Below are 14,519 nucleotides of genomic sequence, written 5' to 3' on the forward strand. Positions count from 1 at the left end.
TGACTTTTCGTGAATTAATGGTCACAACACGACCCTATGTGTCTATAAAGTTGTTCAAGTAAACTCGGCCCTCTCACGTAAGTCCGTTTTCGAGGATGTGTCATGGCCGATTACAAAGCCCCCCTGCGCGACATGCGCTTCGTGCTCAATGAAGTATTCGAAGTCTCCAAGCTCTGGGCCGAGCTGCCGGCCCTGGCCGAACTGGTGGACGAAGACACCGCCAACGCCATTCTCGAAGAAGCCGGCAAGGTCACCGCAGGTAGCATCGCGCCGCTGAACCGCAGCGGTGACGAAGAAGGCTGCTCCTGGGACAACGGCGCGGTGAAAACCCCGGCCGGTTTCCCCGAGGCCTACCAGACCTACGCCGAGGGTGGCTGGGTCGGCGTAGGCGGTTCGCCGGAGTTCGGCGGTATGGGCATGCCCAAGGTGATCGGTGCCCAGGTCGAGGAAATGGTCAACTCGGCCAATCTGTCCTTCGGCCTGTACCCGATGCTGACCGCTGGCGCCTGCCTGTCGATCCTCAACCACGCCAGCGAAGAACTGAAGGCGCAGTATCTGCCGAACATGTATGCCGGCGTCTGGGCCGGCTCCATGTGCCTGACCGAGCCGCACGCCGGCACCGATCTGGGCATCATCCGCACCAAGGCCGAGCCACAGGCCGACGGCAGCTACAAGATCAGCGGCACCAAGATCTTCATCACCGGCGGCGAGCACGACCTGACCGAGAACATCATTCACCTGGTGCTGGCCAAGCTGCCGGACGCACCGGCCGGGCCAAAGGGCATCTCGCTGTTCATCGTGCCTAAAGTCATGGTCAATGCCGACGGCTCGCTGGGCGAGAAGAACGCCCTGGGCTGCGGCTCGATCGAGCACAAGATGGGTATCAAGGCCTCAGCCACCTGCGTGATGAACTTCGATGGCGCCACCGGCTATCTGGTCGGTGAAGTGAACAAGGGTCTCAACGCCATGTTCACCATGATGAACTACGAGCGCCTGGGCGTCGGCATCCAGGGCCTGTCGCTGGGCGAGCGCAGCTACCAGAGCGCCATCGAGTACGCCCGCGAGCGTATCCAGAGCCGCGCACCGACCGGCCCGGTCGCCAAGGACAAGGCTGCCGACCCGATCATCGTGCACCCGGACGTGCGCCGTATGCTGCTGACCATGAAGGCGCTGAATGAGGGCGGTCGCGCCTTCTCCAGCTACGTCGCCATGCAGCTCGATACCGCCAAGTACAGCGAGGACAAGGACACTGCCAAGCGCGCTGATGAGCTTGTCGCCCTGCTGACGCCGGTGGCCAAGGCCTTCCTCACCGACATGGCGCTGGAAACCACCGTGCATGGCCAGCAGATCTTCGGCGGCCACGGCTTCATTCGCGAGTGGGGCCAGGAGCAGCTGGTGCGCGACTGCCGCATCACCCAGATCTACGAAGGCACCAACGGCATCCAGTCGCTGGACCTGGTCGGGCGCAAGATCGTCGGCAGCGGCGGTAGCTACTACAAGCACTTCGCCGACGAGATCAAGGGTTTCGTCGCCTCCGCTGATGCCAGCCTCGCCGGGTTCACCCAGCCGCTCGCAGCCGCCGTGCACAACCTTGACGAGTTGACTGCCTGGGTACTGGATCGGTCGCAGAGCAACCCCAATGAGATCGGCGCCGCTTCGGTCGAGTACCTGCAGGCCTTTGGCTACACCGCCTATGCCTATATGTGGGCCCTGATGGCACGCGCCGCGCTGGGCAAGGAAACGCAGGACGAGTTCTACGCCAGCAAGCTGGGCACCGCGCGCTTCTACTTCGCTCGTCTGCTGCCGCGTATCCACTCGTTGAGTGCGTCGGTCAAGGCCGGTAGCGAGTCGTTGTATCTGCTCGACGCCGCGCAGTTCTAAGCGCGTTTGGCTGTACCCGAAAGCCCCGGCCCAGTGCCGGGGCTTTTGCATTTGGGCCTCCGGTGCGTGCAGCGGAGCCGCGTGGTCGACGCTTGTAGCCCGGATGCAATCCGGGGAGTAAGGCCGGGATCGGCCCCGGATTTCATCCGGGCTACGGTACTGTCCACTCAATGCTCACGCGCTTGGCTCCCCTCTCCCATTTATGGGAGAGGCGTTGGGAGAGGGCTGAAGAAACCGCAAACCTGCCAGCTTCCCCTGTCCGGATGCGGCCCGTCCTAACTTTCTTCCCAAAGGGGTTACGGTACTGCGGTCGAAGGAGTACAGGCTCGCCGGTCATTTCGCTGTCATTGCCGCCCGCTAGCCTTGCACAACCAGAGGCAATCTACTCAGCAGGAGCCGTCATGACCGACCAGATGCACAGCTCGTTACAGGCCTACGAGCAACTTCTACAGGCCGAATTTCAGGACAGCCTCGACGAAGAGCTGGAGATGGAGCTGGACGATGCGCGCATGGATGATCTCGTCGCGCGGGCCGATCACGGCGGGCCGATGACCAGCGATCTGTCGCGTCGCGAGTATTTCTCGGAGCTGCTGCGCCTGCAGGGCGAACTGGTCAAGCTGCAGGACTGGGTCGTCCACAACCAGCTCAAGGTCGTGGTGCTGTTCGAAGGGCGCGACGCCGCCGGCAAGGGCGGGGTGATCAAGCGCGTGACCCAGCGTCTGAACCCACGTGTATGCCGGGTTGCGGCGTTGCCCGCACCGAACGATCGCGAGCGTACCCAGTGGTATTTCCAGCGCTACGTGTCGCACCTGCCGGCCGCCGGCGAAATGGTGCTGTTCGACCGCAGCTGGTACAACCGCGCCGGCGTGGAGAAGGTCATGGGCTTTTGCACCGATGCCGAGTACGAGGAGTTCTTCCGCTCGGTGCCCGAGTTCGAACGCATGCTGGTGCGCTCGGGCATTCTGCTGATCAAGTACTGGTTCTCAATCACCGACAACGAGCAGAACCGCCGTTTCCTGGCGCGTATTCACGACCCGCTCAAACAGTGGAAGCTGAGCCCAATGGACCTGGAGTCGCGGCGCCGCTGGGAGGCCTACACCCAGGCCAAGGAAGTGATGCTCGAGCGCACGCATATCGAAGAGGCGCCCTGGTGGGTCGTGGAAGCGGACGACAAGAAGCGCGCGCGCCTCAACTGCATCGCCCACCTGCTCAGCCAGATCCCCTACCAGACGGTGCCGCGCACCCAGGTGGAGCTGCCGACGCGAGTTTACAACCCGGACTATCTGCGCATGCCGGTGCCGGACAGCATGCTGGTGCCATCGCTCTACTGAGACTGCGATGCTGCGCCCCTAGGGCGTAGCATGGGATTGCCGGGGTGCTGCGTTGGCAGCCCCCGGTGGAGGAGAGTCAGGGTGCCTTGCTCAGGGCTTCCATGCTGTTGCGGTAATTGTCGCGCGCCAGCGGCATATAGCCGGTGAAATGAATCCAGCCAGGCAGGCCTTCGAGGTAGTGGGCCAGAAAGCGCCCCAGCAGCGGTTTATCCGCCAGGCTGCGTTGGCTGACATAGAGGAATAGCGGGCGTGTCAGCGGCTGGTACTGGTTCTGCGCGACCGTCTCCAGGGTCGGGAAGACCGCGCCGTTGCCGGCGTCCACCGCGACCAGTTTCAACGTGTCCCAGTGCCGGTGGTAGGCGCCGATGCCGAAGAAACCGAGGGCGTTCGGCTCGGCGGCGATGGCGTTGGCGAGAAACTCTTCGTCCTCGCTGGCCTTATAGTCCTGGCGACTGCTGTGGGTGGTGCCGACGATGGCCTGGGTAAAAACATCGTAGGTACCGGAATCCTGGCCGCGGCCGAACAGCACGATCGGCCTATCCGGCCACTCTGGGCGAAGGTCGCGCCAGCTGTTGAGCTTGTTCTCGGCCGACGGCGACCAGAGCTTTTTCAGCTCATCGACGCTGAGGTCACCGACCCAGGTGTTGGCAGGGTTGACCACCACGGCGATCGAGTCCATCGCCAGCGGCACGACACGAAAGTCGACGCCGTTGGCCTTGCACTGGGCGAGTTCCTCGGCGTTGATTTCCCGCGAGGCGTTGCTGATATCGGTCTCGCCCGCGCAGAAGCGGCGAAAGCCTGCCGCCGTGCCGGAGAACTTCACTTCGATCTGAGCGGCCTGCGCGCTGCGCTCGAAGCGCCGAACGGCCTCGCGGGTTAGCGGAAAGACCGTGCTGGAGCCGTCGACGCGCAGCTCGGTTGCGTCTGAACTCGCCGAGAGCGCCTGCCCACAGGCGGCCAGCAGGGAGGCAACAGCGATGCCGGTAGCCAGGCCCTTGCCGAGGGAAAGTTGGAACGTCACGGAATCACCCCTTGGGCTTGCGCCATTCCTGTTTCAGCGAGATCCAGAACAGCTGCAGACTGCTGAGCTTGGTGTCGACGGCGTCGATATAGTGGTCGAGTTGCTCGATCTGCTCGTGCTGAGCCTTTTCCTCCACTTCCATCCCGGCCAATTGGGCTTCGAGGTCGTTGAGGGTCTCACGCAGTTCATGGATGCGCTGCTGAGTTTCCTGGCGATTGCGTTGATGTTTCATGGCGACTCCTTGGCAGGGCTCAGAGCTGGGTGATACCGATCAGCAGGAGGGGTAGGGCGAAAAACAGGCCGGCGATGTAGGCGACCACGTAGAGTTTGCTGCGCTGCGCCAGCGTGGCTAGGCCCTCGGCGATCATCGGCGGCACGCCGCGCAGGAAGGGCAGGGCGTAGATGATCAAAATGCCCATCAAGTTGAACAGCAGGTGCACCAGGGCGATCTGCATGGCGACTTCCGCCGTCGGACCGGTGATCGCGGTGGCCGCCAGCAGAGCGGTTACGCACGTGCCGATGTTGGTCCCGAGGGTGAAGGGGTAGACCTGCTTGAGGCTGAACACACCGCTGCCGGCCAGCGGCACGATCAACGCCGTGGTGGTCGAGGATGACTGCACCAGCACGGTGATCACGGTGCCCGAGGCGATCCCGGAGAGCGGGCCGCGACCGACGCTGGCGTGCATGATGTCCTTGGCGCGGCCGACCATCACTTTGCGCAGCACCTTGCCGATGGCCGTGACCACGAACAGGATCATCGCCACGCCGATCAGGATCAGCGCGACGCCGCTCCACATCGCGCCGGGCAACCAGCTGACGCTGGCGCCCAGCACATCCGAGGCGGGCGAGAGCAGGGTCTTCATGAAATTGACGCTCTTCATGTCCAGGCTGGCGTCGCTGACCAGCAGGCCGGCGAGCGATTCGGACATGCGCTGCAGCGGCTGAAAGAGCAGCTCCAGCGGTAGCAGGATGGTCACCGCGGTGATGTTGAAGGCGTCGTGCACGGTGGCAGCGGAGAAAGCGCGACGAAACTCTTCGCCACTGCGGATGTGGCCGAGGCTGATGATGGTACTGGTCAGCGAGGTGCCGATATTGGCGCCCATGATCAGCGGGATGGCGATGGGGATCGGCAGGCCGCCGGCGACCATGCCGACGATAATCGAGGTCACTGTGCTCGAACTCTGGATCAGTGCGGTGGCCACCAGGCCAATCATCAGGCCGACCAGCGGGTTGGTGGCGAAGGCGAACAATTCGCGGGCGTTATTGCCAGTGGCGGCCTTGAAGCCGTCGCCAATGGCCCCGACACCGGCCAGCAGCAGGTAGATAAGCGCTACTACCAGCAACCATGAAAGCCACTGGCGCGTGGCCGGTAGCGAGGGCTGTACTGGCAGTGCATCAGCATTGGTGGTCATGAGCCTTATCTCCCTGTGGGCAGCGAATGGCACGATGCTGGCGACGCAGGGTTAAGATTTGATGACCGCTCAGCTACCACCGGTCTCGTGTTGCAGCCAGCCCAGGTACAGTAGCGCCGGTTGCGCGGCCTGCAGCACCAGCGCTCCGGGCATGCGCTCCAGCAGCAAGCCCTGGCCGCCTTTCAGCACGTGCCTTTCGCCGTCCGGTAGTAGGCAGTCGATGCCCGCGCTGTTCTGGCACCAGAGCAGCATCAGCTCGGCATCGTTTTCCACCTCCTGCCGCCCATGCAGGCTCAGCGGGGCGAGGCGATGGCGCCAGGCGCCGCGTCGGGTCATCAGGTTGAGATCGGTGACTGGGCCGTCGCTCAGTGTCGCGCTTATCGCCTCCTCTCCGGCGAACCGCGCCACCGCAGCGCCGGCGTGCAGGTTCTCGATGCGCCCGTCACCGCGCTGCAGGCGCAGCCCCGCGCCACTCAGCAGGGCCAGGCTGCGATCGATGCCAACGAAGGCGGAAAACGGACCCGCCATAGCGACCCGCGCACTGCTGATACGCCACTGAAAATCCTCCAGCCCGGCACCCGGTGGCGCGATGGCCAATTCCAGGGTTTCACCGCCGCCGTTCTTCCAGGGCATGGCGCGGGCGGTGGCGAGATCGAGTCGAACACAGGGCATGGGCGCTCCAAATGTATATACATAAACGTTGGGCGACGAATGGCAAGCCATCGCCAGCTTCTCCGCATGGTCCCCATTTCATGGGATGCCTGCCTGCAATAGAACGCCTGAACCAGCAAACAGGCTCCTAGACGTCGTTAATCGCCTAGATCCGCGAAATGCTTCATGGCTTGACGGCCAGTCGACTCGCTCATATTGTATATACAAAACAAGCAAGGGGAACCCCATGCCGACGCAATCAACTTCGAAACAGCTCTGGCGCGATGTGCAGGTCTTCGATGGCCTGACGCAGCTGGACGAGGCGATGAACGTGCTGGTCGAAGGCGGGCGTATCGCCGGGCTATGGCCGGCGCGCGATTTCGATGAAGCAAAGGCTGAGGGCGCGGTTTGCGCCGGTCGCGGCGGGGTGCTGACGCCCGGTCTGGTCGACTGCCACACCCACCTGGTCTATGCCGGCAACCGCGCCGGCGAGTTCGAGCAGCGTCTGGAAGGGGCGAGCTACGAAGAGATCGCCCGCGCCGGTGGCGGCATTCTCAGCAGCGTGCGCGCCACCCGCGCGGCCAGCGAGGACGAACTGATCGCCACCAGCCTGCCGCGCCTCGATGCGCTGCTGGCCGATGGCGTGACCACGCTGGAGATCAAGTCCGGTTACGGGCTGACCGTCAAAGACGAACTGAAGATGCTGCGTGTTGCCCGTCGCCTCGGCGAACTGCGCCCGGTGCGGGTGCTCACCACGCTACTCGGCGCCCATGCTCTGCCGCCGGAATATGCCGGGCGCGCCGATGATTACGTGAGCCTGGTCTGCGACGAGATGATCCCGGCCGCTGCCCGTGAACGGCTGGCCGATGCGGTGGACGTGTTCTGCGAGGGCATCGGCTTTTCCCCGGCGCAGTGCGAACGCATCTATCAGGCGGCTCAGGCTTACGGCCTGGCGATCAAGGCCCATGCCGAGCAACTCTCCAACCTCGGTGGCAGTGCCCTGGCCGCACGTTATGGCGCGCTGTCGGCCGACCATATCGAATACCTCGATGAAGCCGGCGTGCGCGCCATGGCCGAAGCCGGCACCGTTGCCGTGCTGCTGCCCGGCGCCTTCCACGTGCTGCGCGAAACCCAGCTGCCGCCCATCGAACTGCTGCGCCAGTACGGCGTGCCGATGGCCGTGGCCAGCGACGCCAACCCCGGCACCTCGCCGATCTGCATGCCGACGCTGATGGCCAACCTGGCCTGCACCCTGTTTCGCCTCACCCCGCGCGAAGCCCTGGCCGGCATGACCGCCCACGGCGCCTGTGCCCTTGGCCTGCCCGACTTGGGCCGTATCGCCGTCGGCGCGCCGGCGGATCTGTGCCTGTGGGATATCCAGCAACCGGCCGAACTGGCCTACGCGGTGCAGGCCGGGCGTCTGCGCCAGCGCGTGTTCAATGGAGCCATAGTTCATGCTCGCTGATCGTCACTCGATGGCCGCCTGGAGCGGTCGTACCGACCCGGAAACCGATAGCGCGCGCTGGCACCAACGCATCCGCTCCCTTTCCGCCGGTAGCGAGCCAGGCCTGGCCCTGCTCGGTTTCGCCTGCGACGAAGGCGTACGCCGCAACCATGGCCGCGTCGGTGCCGCCGCTGCGCCGCAAAGCGTGCGCAAGGCACTGGCCAACCTGGCCTGGCATCGTCAGGCGCCGGCCTATGATGCGGGTGACGTCACCTGTGAGGATGGCGACCTGGAAGCCGCGCAGGCGCGCCTTGGCCATAACGTCTGCGCGCTACTGGACGCCGGCCATCTGCCGCTGGTGATCGGCGGCGGCCATGAAGTGGCCTTCGGCAGTTGGTCTGGCCTTGCCGAGCACCTTTTCGGCCAAAGTGCTCCACGAATCGGCATCGTCAATTTCGACGCCCACTTCGACCTGCGCGACCCGGCCCATGTGCATTCCTCGGGCACACCCTTTGCGCAGATCGCCGAGCAATGCGCCGCACGCGGCTGGCCGTTCCGCTACGCCTGCCTGGGCGTGAGCCGCGCCAGCAACACCCGCGCGCTGTTCGCCCGCGCCGCCGAGATGAACGTGTTGGTGCGCGAGGATCACCAGATTCGCGATTCGACCCTCGACGTCATCGGCGCCGAGCTGGACGCCTTCGCCGCCGAGTGCGACACGCTCTACCTGACCATCGATATCGACGTACTGCCGGCCTGCGAAGCGCCAGGCGTCAGTGCGCCGGCAGCCCGTGGCGTGCGCCTGGAGCTGCTGGAGCCGCTGCTCGAGCGGCTCAAGGCCAGCGGCAAGCTGCGCCTGGCCGATCTGGCCGAGATCAACCCGGAATACGACATCGACAACCGCACCGCCAAGGTGGCGGCGCGACTGATTCATCTGCTCAGTCTCTGAGCCGAACGCCCGACGCTTTCCCGCACAAAAACAACTACGAGGAAAACCCGATGTTCATTACCGCCCGCGGCGGCCAGGAGCCGCGTCATGTCTGAGTCCCTGCCTTTGAGCGCTGGCGTGTCGCGCGCGCGCGCGCTGGCGCGCCTGCTGGGTTACAGCCTGATCGGCCTGCTGCTGTTCTTCGTGCCGTTCGAGATCGCCGGGCGTTCGACCATCCTTCTCGACCACGCGGCCAGCGCCCTGCAATTGCATGCGCGGCCGCTGGTGATCGGCGTGGCGCTGCTGTTCATGCTCTATGGCGCCGTTGCCCCCTGGATCGACGGCAGTTGGCGCAGGAGCCTGACCCATACGGTATTCAGCGTGCTCAAGGTGTTCGGCCTGCTGATCGGCGTTGCCTACCTGCTGCAGCTCGGCCCGCAGGCGCTGTACCAGCCGGGCATGCTGCCGTTTCTATTCGACAAGCTGGTGCTCAGCCTGGCGCTGATCGTGCCGCTGGGCTCGCTGGCCCTGGTGTTTTTGATCGGCTTCGGCCTGCTGGAGCTGATCGGCGTGCTGATGCAGCCGGTGATGCGGCCGATCTGGCGCACGCCGGGCAAGTCGGCCATCGATGCCGTGGCGTCCTTCGTCGGCAGTTACTCGGTGGGCCTGCTGATCACCGATCGCATGTACCGCCAGGGCCACTACAGCCTGCGCGAGGCGGCGATCATCGCCACCGGTTTCTCCACCGTGTCGGCGCCGTTCATGGTGATCATCGCCAAGACCCTGGGCCTGATGGGGCAGTGGAACCTGTATTTCTGGAGCGCCATGGCGGTGACCTTCACCGTTACCGCGATCAGCGCGCGTATCTATCCGCTGTCGCGGCTGCCGTCCGAGTCCAAGCCCGAGGCGCAGCTTCAACCCGGTGAAAGCCGCCTGGGCAGTGCCTGGCGCGCCGGCATGCAGCAGGCCAGCATGGCGCCGTCGCTGGGCTCGGCGCTGCGCGAAACCTTCTTCGATGGCCTGCGCATGACCGCCGCCATCCTGCCGAGCATCCTCGCCGTCGGCCTGCTCGGGCTGCTCGCCGCCAAGTACACGCCGCTATTCGATGCCCTCGGCATACTGCTCTATCCACTGACCTGGCTGTTCGGCCTGGACGAACCCATGCAGGTGGCGCGCGCCATGTCCGCCGGCCTGGCCGAGATGTTCCTGCCGGCGATGCTGCTCAAGGACGCCGACGTGCTGGTGAAGTTCGTCACCGCCATCGTTTCGGTCAGCAGCGTGCTGTTTCTCTCCGCCTCGATTCCCTGCGTGCTGGCCACGCGAATTCCCCTGAGCCTGGGCCACCTGCTGCTGATCTGGCTGCAGCGCACCCTGCTCAGCTTGCTGCTGGCCATCCCGCTGGCCTACCTCGCCCAATTTCTGGGTTGGCTCTGACCGCCCACCACTGACCCGTTCCCACAGGAGCCCGCAACATGACCAAGTTCCGCGATACCGAAATCCGCGCCCCGCGCGGCACCACGCTCACCGCCAAGAGCTGGCTGACCGAAGCGCCGCTGCGCATGCTGATGAACAACCTCGACCCGGACGTGGCCGAGAACCCCAAGGAGCTGGTGGTGTATGGCGGTATCGGCCGCGCCGCGCGCAACTGGGAGTGCTACGACAAGATCGTCGAGAGCCTGACCAACCTGAACGAGGACGAGACCCTGCTGGTGCAGTCCGGCAAGCCGGTCGGCGTGTTCAAGACCCACGCCAACGCACCGCGCGTGCTGATCGCCAACTCCAACCTGGTGCCGCACTGGGCGAGCTGGGAGCACTTCAACGAGCTCGACGCCAAGGGCCTGGCCATGTACGGCCAGATGACCGCCGGTTCGTGGATCTACATCGGCAGCCAGGGCATCGTCCAGGGCACCTACGAAACCTTCGTCGAAGCCGGTCGCCAGCACTACGCCGGCAACCTCAAGGGCCGCTGGGTGCTCACCGCAGGCCTGGGTGGCATGGGCGGTGCCCAGCCGCTGGCCGCCACCCTGGCTGGCGCCTGCTCGCTGAACATCGAATGCCAGCAGAGCAGCATCGACTTCCGCCTGCGCAGCCGTTACGTCGACGAGCAGGCCACCGATCTGGACGACGCCCTGGCGCGCATCGCCAAGTACTGCGCAGAAGGCAAGGCCATCTCCGTCGCCCTGCTGGGCAACGCTGCCGAGATCCTGCCGGAATTGGTCAAGCGCGGGGTTCGCCCGGATATGGTCACCGACCAGACCAGCGCCCACGACCCGCTCAACGGCTACCTGCCGATCGGCTGGACCTGGGCCGAATACAAGGATCGCGCAGCCACCGATCCGGCTGGTGTGGTCAAGGCCGCCAAGCAGTCCATGGCCGTACATGTGCAGGCCATGCTCGACTTCCAGAAGATGGGCGTGCCGACCTTCGACTACGGCAACAACATCCGTCAGATGGCCAAGGAAGAAGGCGTGAGCAACGCCTTCGACTTCCCCGGCTTCGTGCCGGCCTATATCCGCCCGCTGTTCTGCCGCGGCATCGGCCCGTTCCGCTGGGCAGCGCTGTCCGGCAACCCCGAGGACATCTACAAGACCGACGCCAAGGTCAAGGAACTGATCCCCGACGACGCCCACCTGCACCGCTGGCTGGACATGGCCCGCGAGCGCATCGCGTTCCAGGGCCTGCCGGCGCGCATCTGCTGGGTCGGCCTGGGCCAGCGCGCCAAGCTCGGCCTGGCCTTCAACGAGATGGTGCGCTCCGGTGAGCTGAGCGCGCCGGTGGTGATTGGCCGCGACCATCTGGACAGCGGCTCGGTGTCCAGCCCCAACCGCGAGACCGAGGCCATGCAGGACGGCTCCGACGCCGTGTCCGACTGGCCGCTGCTCAACGCCCTGCTCAATACCGCCAGCGGCGCGACCTGGGTGTCGCTGCACCATGGCGGCGGCGTAGGCATGGGTTTCTCCCAGCATTCGGGTATGGTCATCGTCTGCGATGGCACCGACGAAGCCGCCGCGCGCATCGCCCGCGTGCTGACCAACGACCCGGGCACCGGGGTGATGCGTCACGCCGATGCCGGTTACCAGATCGCCATCGATTGCGCCAGGGAGCAGGGGCTGAACCTGCCGATGATCGGTTAAGACACGTTCGCCGCCGGCCCGATGGGCCGGCGCATCAATCACTGCACGTACCGCGACTTCAGCCATTATTAGGCTCTGATTCGCCAGGCGCGAACTCACCCCGTGGAAGAACAGAACATGACCACCCTGAACCTGAAACCCGGCCAACTGACCCTGGCCGAGCTGCGCGCCGCCTACCAGGCCCCCGTGCACCTGACCCTGGACGCCAGCGCCCATCAGGCCATCGACGCCAGTGTCGCCTGCGTCAACCAGATCATCGCCGAGGGCCGCACCGCCTACGGCATCAACACCGGTTTCGGCCTGCTGGCCTCGACCCGCATCGCCAATGCCGATCTGGAAAAGCTGCAGCGTTCGCTGGTGCTGTCCCATGCCGCCGGCATCGGCGAGCCGCTGAGCGATGCCATGGTCCGGCTGATCATGCTGCTCAAGATCAACAGCCTGGCGCGCGGCTTCTCCGGCATCCGCCGCAAGGTGATCGACGCGCTGATCGCCCTGGTCAACGCCGAGGTCTACCCGCATATCCCGCTCAAAGGTTCGGTCGGCGCCTCCGGCGACCTGGCGCCGCTGGCCCATATGTCCCTGGTGCTGCTCGGTGAAAGCCAGGCGCGCTACAAGGGTGAATGGCTGCCGGCCACCGAGGCGCTGGCCGTTGCCGGTCTGGAGCCGATGACCCTGGCCGCCAAGGAGGGCCTGGCCCTGCTCAACGGCACTCAGGTGTCCACCGCCTACGCCCTGCGCGGGCTGTTCGAGGCTGAAGACCTGTACGCCGCGGCCAGCGTCTGCGGCGCGCTCAGCGTCGAGGCGCTGCTCGGTTCGCGTTCGCCCTTCGATGCGCGCATCCATGCCGCCCGGGGCCAGCGTGGGCAGATCGACGCGGCGGCGGCCTTCCGTCACCTGCTGGGTGACAGCAGCGAGATCGGCCGCTCCCACGCGGCCTGCGACAAGGTGCAGGACCCGTATTCCCTGCGCTGCCAGCCCCAGGTCATGGGCGCCTGCCTGACCCAGTTGCGCCAGGCCGCCGAGGTGCTGGCAGTGGAGGCCAACGCGGTATCCGACAACCCGCTGGTGTTCGCCGCCGAAGGCGAGGTGATTTCCGGTGGCAACTTCCACGCCGAACCCGTGGCCATGGCCGCTGACAATATCGCCCTGGCCATCGCCGAGATCGGCGCGCTGTCCGAACGACGCATCTCGCTGATGATGGACAAGCACATGTCGCAACTGCCGCCATTCCTGGTGGCCAATGGCGGGGTGAACTCCGGCTTTATGATCGCCCAGGTCACTGCTGCGGCATTGGCCAGCGAGAACAAGGCACTGGCCCATCCGCACAGCGTCGACAGCCTGCCCACTTCGGCCAACCAGGAAGACCACGTATCCATGGCCCCGGCTGCCGGCAAGCGCCTGTGGGACATGGCTGCCAACACCCGCGGCGTGCTGGCCGTGGAGTGGCTGGGCGCCTGCCAGGGCCTGGACTTCCGCGAAGGCCTGAAGAGTACCCCTGCGTTGGAACAGGCTCGTCAGGCGTTGCGCGCCAAGGTGCCGTACTACGTCGAGGATCGCTTCTTCGCCCCGGATATCGCCGCCGCCGATGCACTGCTGGCCGAGCGCGTGCTGACGCCGCTGCTGCCGGCCGGCATGTTGCCGTCGGTAAACTGAGCCGGGCTACGTCTTTGTAGGAGCCGCGCCCCGCGGCGAATCGTGGTCACAACGCTGCAATCGCGACAAGGCCGCAATCGCTTCGCGCCGGGGCGGCGCTCCTACGCGAATGGTGAGTTGCATATGATCGCGTGGGGGCCGCGTCCCGCGGCGAATAGTGGTCACAATGCAAGTTTTCCTGAGCGATCACGACCGCTTTCGCCCCGAGGCGGGGCTCCTACGAGATCAGTCGTATGGCTGATGTATCATCCGCGCACCGGGCATTTCCAAGGAGCCGACGTGACCAGTCCCACCCCGCGCTACAAGGCCATCGAGGATTTTCTCCTCGAGCGCATTCACGGCGGCGCCTATCCGATCAATCACCAGATCCCGCCCGAGGAGCAACTGGCGCGGGACTTTTCGGTCAGCCGCATGACCGCCAACAAGGCGATCCAGAACCTTGTGCAAAAGGGTTATCTGGTGCGTCAGGCCGGGCTCGGCACCTTCGTCACCGACCGCAAGGCCGAGTCGCCGCTGCACGAGGTGATGAATATCGCCAGCGAAGTGCGCGGTCGCGGTCACGAATACAGCAATGCGGTAGTGCGTTGCGAAGCCATCGCCGCCGATGACGAGGTGGCCCTGCGCCTGGGGCTGCGTCTGGGCGGCGAGGTTTTCCATAGCATTCTCGTGCACCTGCAGGACGGCCTGCCGATCCAGCTCGAGGATCGCTTCGTCAACCCGCGCTGGGTGCCGCATTACCTGCAGAGCGACTTCACCCAGGTCACGCCCAACGAGGTGCTGGTCGCCAGTTGCCCTATCTCGGATGTCGAGCATGTGGTCGAAGCGGTGCTGGTGGATGCGCGCACCGCCGAGCTGCTGCAGATCGACCCGGCCATGCCTTGTCTGAGCGTGATTCGTCGTACCTGGTCGGACGATCATCTGATCAGCTACGCGCGGCTGATTCATCCAGGCGACCGCTACAAGCTGCGCTCGCTGCACAAGCGCAGAGGGTAGGACTTCCACAAACCGTAGGAGCCGGCTTGCCGGCGATCCACGGTGTTTTCGTCGCGGCTAAAGCCCCTCCCTCA

12 protein-coding genes are annotated in these 14,519 nt (G+C 65.2%); 8 read left to right on the forward strand and 4 right to left on the reverse strand.

Features of this window, described 5'->3' with window-relative positions; all coding sequences use genetic code 11:
- The first annotated feature begins 102 nt into the window (after positions 1 to 102).
- A complete protein-coding gene (locus B3P22_RS03485) occupies positions 103 to 1,881 on the forward strand; it encodes an acyl-CoA dehydrogenase C-terminal domain-containing protein (RefSeq protein ID WP_296269888.1) in 1,779 nt (592 codons plus the stop codon).
- Between the two features lie 401 nt (positions 1,882 to 2,282).
- Positions 2,283 to 3,212, forward strand: coding sequence for a polyphosphate kinase 2 (gene ppk2 / locus B3P22_RS03490; protein ID WP_296269890.1), 930 nt, complete (start codon positions 2,283 to 2,285; stop codon positions 3,210 to 3,212).
- A 76-nt stretch (positions 3,213 to 3,288) separates the two neighbouring features.
- Here ppk2 and B3P22_RS03495 read toward each other — a convergent pair whose 3' ends face one another.
- From B3P22_RS03495 to B3P22_RS03510, 4 genes are all read right to left on the reverse strand, one after another.
- On the reverse strand, positions 3,289 to 4,233 hold the full coding sequence (locus B3P22_RS03495; protein ID WP_296269892.1) for a PstS family phosphate ABC transporter substrate-binding protein: 945 nt from the start codon (positions 4,231 to 4,233) through the stop codon (positions 3,289 to 3,291).
- A 4-nt stretch (positions 4,234 to 4,237) separates the two neighbouring features.
- Positions 4,238 to 4,465 (reverse strand): hypothetical protein, encoded by a 228-nt coding sequence (locus tag B3P22_RS03500; protein ID WP_296269893.1) that lies wholly within the window; start codon positions 4,463 to 4,465, stop codon positions 4,238 to 4,240.
- 19 nt (positions 4,466 to 4,484) lie between these two features.
- Positions 4,485 to 5,645 carry a Na/Pi symporter gene (locus B3P22_RS03505; RefSeq protein WP_296269895.1) on the reverse strand — a complete coding sequence of 387 codons (1,161 nt, stop codon included), beginning with the start codon at positions 5,643 to 5,645 and terminating at the stop codon, positions 4,485 to 4,487.
- A 69-nt stretch (positions 5,646 to 5,714) separates the two neighbouring features.
- Positions 5,715 to 6,317: a HutD family protein gene (locus tag B3P22_RS03510; protein WP_296269897.1), complete on the reverse strand. Its 603-nt coding sequence runs from the start codon at positions 6,315 to 6,317 to the stop codon at positions 5,715 to 5,717.
- Positions 6,318 to 6,543: 226 nt separating this feature from the next.
- On the opposite strand from B3P22_RS03510, the gene hutI reads away from it, so the two are divergent.
- From hutI to hutC, 6 genes are all read left to right on the forward strand, one after another.
- Positions 6,544 to 7,761, forward strand: a complete 1,218-nt coding sequence (gene hutI / locus B3P22_RS03515; protein ID WP_296269899.1) for an imidazolonepropionase — start codon at positions 6,544 to 6,546, stop codon at positions 7,759 to 7,761.
- A complete protein-coding gene (gene hutG / locus B3P22_RS03520) occupies positions 7,751 to 8,686 on the forward strand; it encodes a formimidoylglutamase (RefSeq protein WP_296269900.1) in 936 nt (311 codons plus the stop codon). Before hutI ends, hutG begins: the two co-directional genes overlap by 11 nt.
- Before the next feature lie 87 nt (positions 8,687 to 8,773).
- Positions 8,774 to 10,099 carry a YjiH family protein gene (locus tag B3P22_RS03525; RefSeq protein WP_296269902.1) on the forward strand — a complete coding sequence of 442 codons (1,326 nt, stop codon included), beginning with the start codon at positions 8,774 to 8,776 and terminating at the stop codon, positions 10,097 to 10,099.
- Positions 10,100 to 10,137: 38 nt separating this feature from the next.
- Positions 10,138 to 11,799, forward strand: a complete 1,662-nt coding sequence (gene hutU / locus B3P22_RS03530) for a urocanate hydratase (protein ID WP_296269903.1) — start codon at positions 10,138 to 10,140, stop codon at positions 11,797 to 11,799.
- A gap of 117 nt (positions 11,800 to 11,916) precedes the next feature.
- A complete protein-coding gene (gene hutH / locus B3P22_RS03535) occupies positions 11,917 to 13,452 on the forward strand; it encodes a histidine ammonia-lyase (RefSeq protein WP_296269904.1) in 1,536 nt (511 codons plus the stop codon).
- A 279-nt stretch (positions 13,453 to 13,731) separates the two neighbouring features.
- Entirely contained in the window at positions 13,732 to 14,445 is a 714-nt protein-coding gene (hutC, locus tag B3P22_RS03540; protein ID WP_296269906.1) for a histidine utilization repressor, read from the forward strand.
- Positions 14,446 to 14,519 lie beyond the last annotated feature (74 nt).

Source organism: Pseudomonas sp. UBA6323, from assembly GCF_002439135.1.
In the GTDB taxonomy this organism is placed as follows: domain Bacteria; phylum Pseudomonadota; class Gammaproteobacteria; order Pseudomonadales; family Pseudomonadaceae; genus Aquipseudomonas.

What these genes read in the sequence shown, in the direction of transcription:
- B3P22_RS03485 (WP_296269888.1), top strand. Translation starts at nt 103, where the DNA reads ATGGCCGATTACAAAGCCCCCCTGCGCGACATGCGCTTCGTGCTCAAT.
- ppk2 (WP_296269890.1), top strand. Translation starts at nt 2,283, where the DNA reads ATGACCGACCAGATGCACAGCTCGTTACAGGCCTACGAGCAACTTCTA.
- B3P22_RS03500 (WP_296269893.1), bottom strand. Translation starts at nt 4,465, where the DNA reads ATGAAACATCAACGCAATCGCCAGGAAACTCAGCAGCGCATCCATGAA.
- B3P22_RS03505 (WP_296269895.1), bottom strand. Translation starts at nt 5,645, where the DNA reads ATGACCACCAATGCTGATGCACTGCCAGTACAGCCCTCGCTACCGGCC.
- B3P22_RS03510 (WP_296269897.1), bottom strand. Translation starts at nt 6,317, where the DNA reads ATGCCCTGTGTTCGACTCGATCTCGCCACCGCCCGCGCCATGCCCTGG.
- hutI (WP_296269899.1), top strand. Translation starts at nt 6,544, where the DNA reads ATGCCGACGCAATCAACTTCGAAACAGCTCTGGCGCGATGTGCAGGTC.
- hutG (WP_296269900.1), top strand. Translation starts at nt 7,751, where the DNA reads ATGCTCGCTGATCGTCACTCGATGGCCGCCTGGAGCGGTCGTACCGAC.
- B3P22_RS03525 (WP_296269902.1), top strand. Translation starts at nt 8,774, where the DNA reads ATGTCTGAGTCCCTGCCTTTGAGCGCTGGCGTGTCGCGCGCGCGCGCG.
- hutU (WP_296269903.1), top strand. Translation starts at nt 10,138, where the DNA reads ATGACCAAGTTCCGCGATACCGAAATCCGCGCCCCGCGCGGCACCACG.
- hutH (WP_296269904.1), top strand. Translation starts at nt 11,917, where the DNA reads ATGACCACCCTGAACCTGAAACCCGGCCAACTGACCCTGGCCGAGCTG.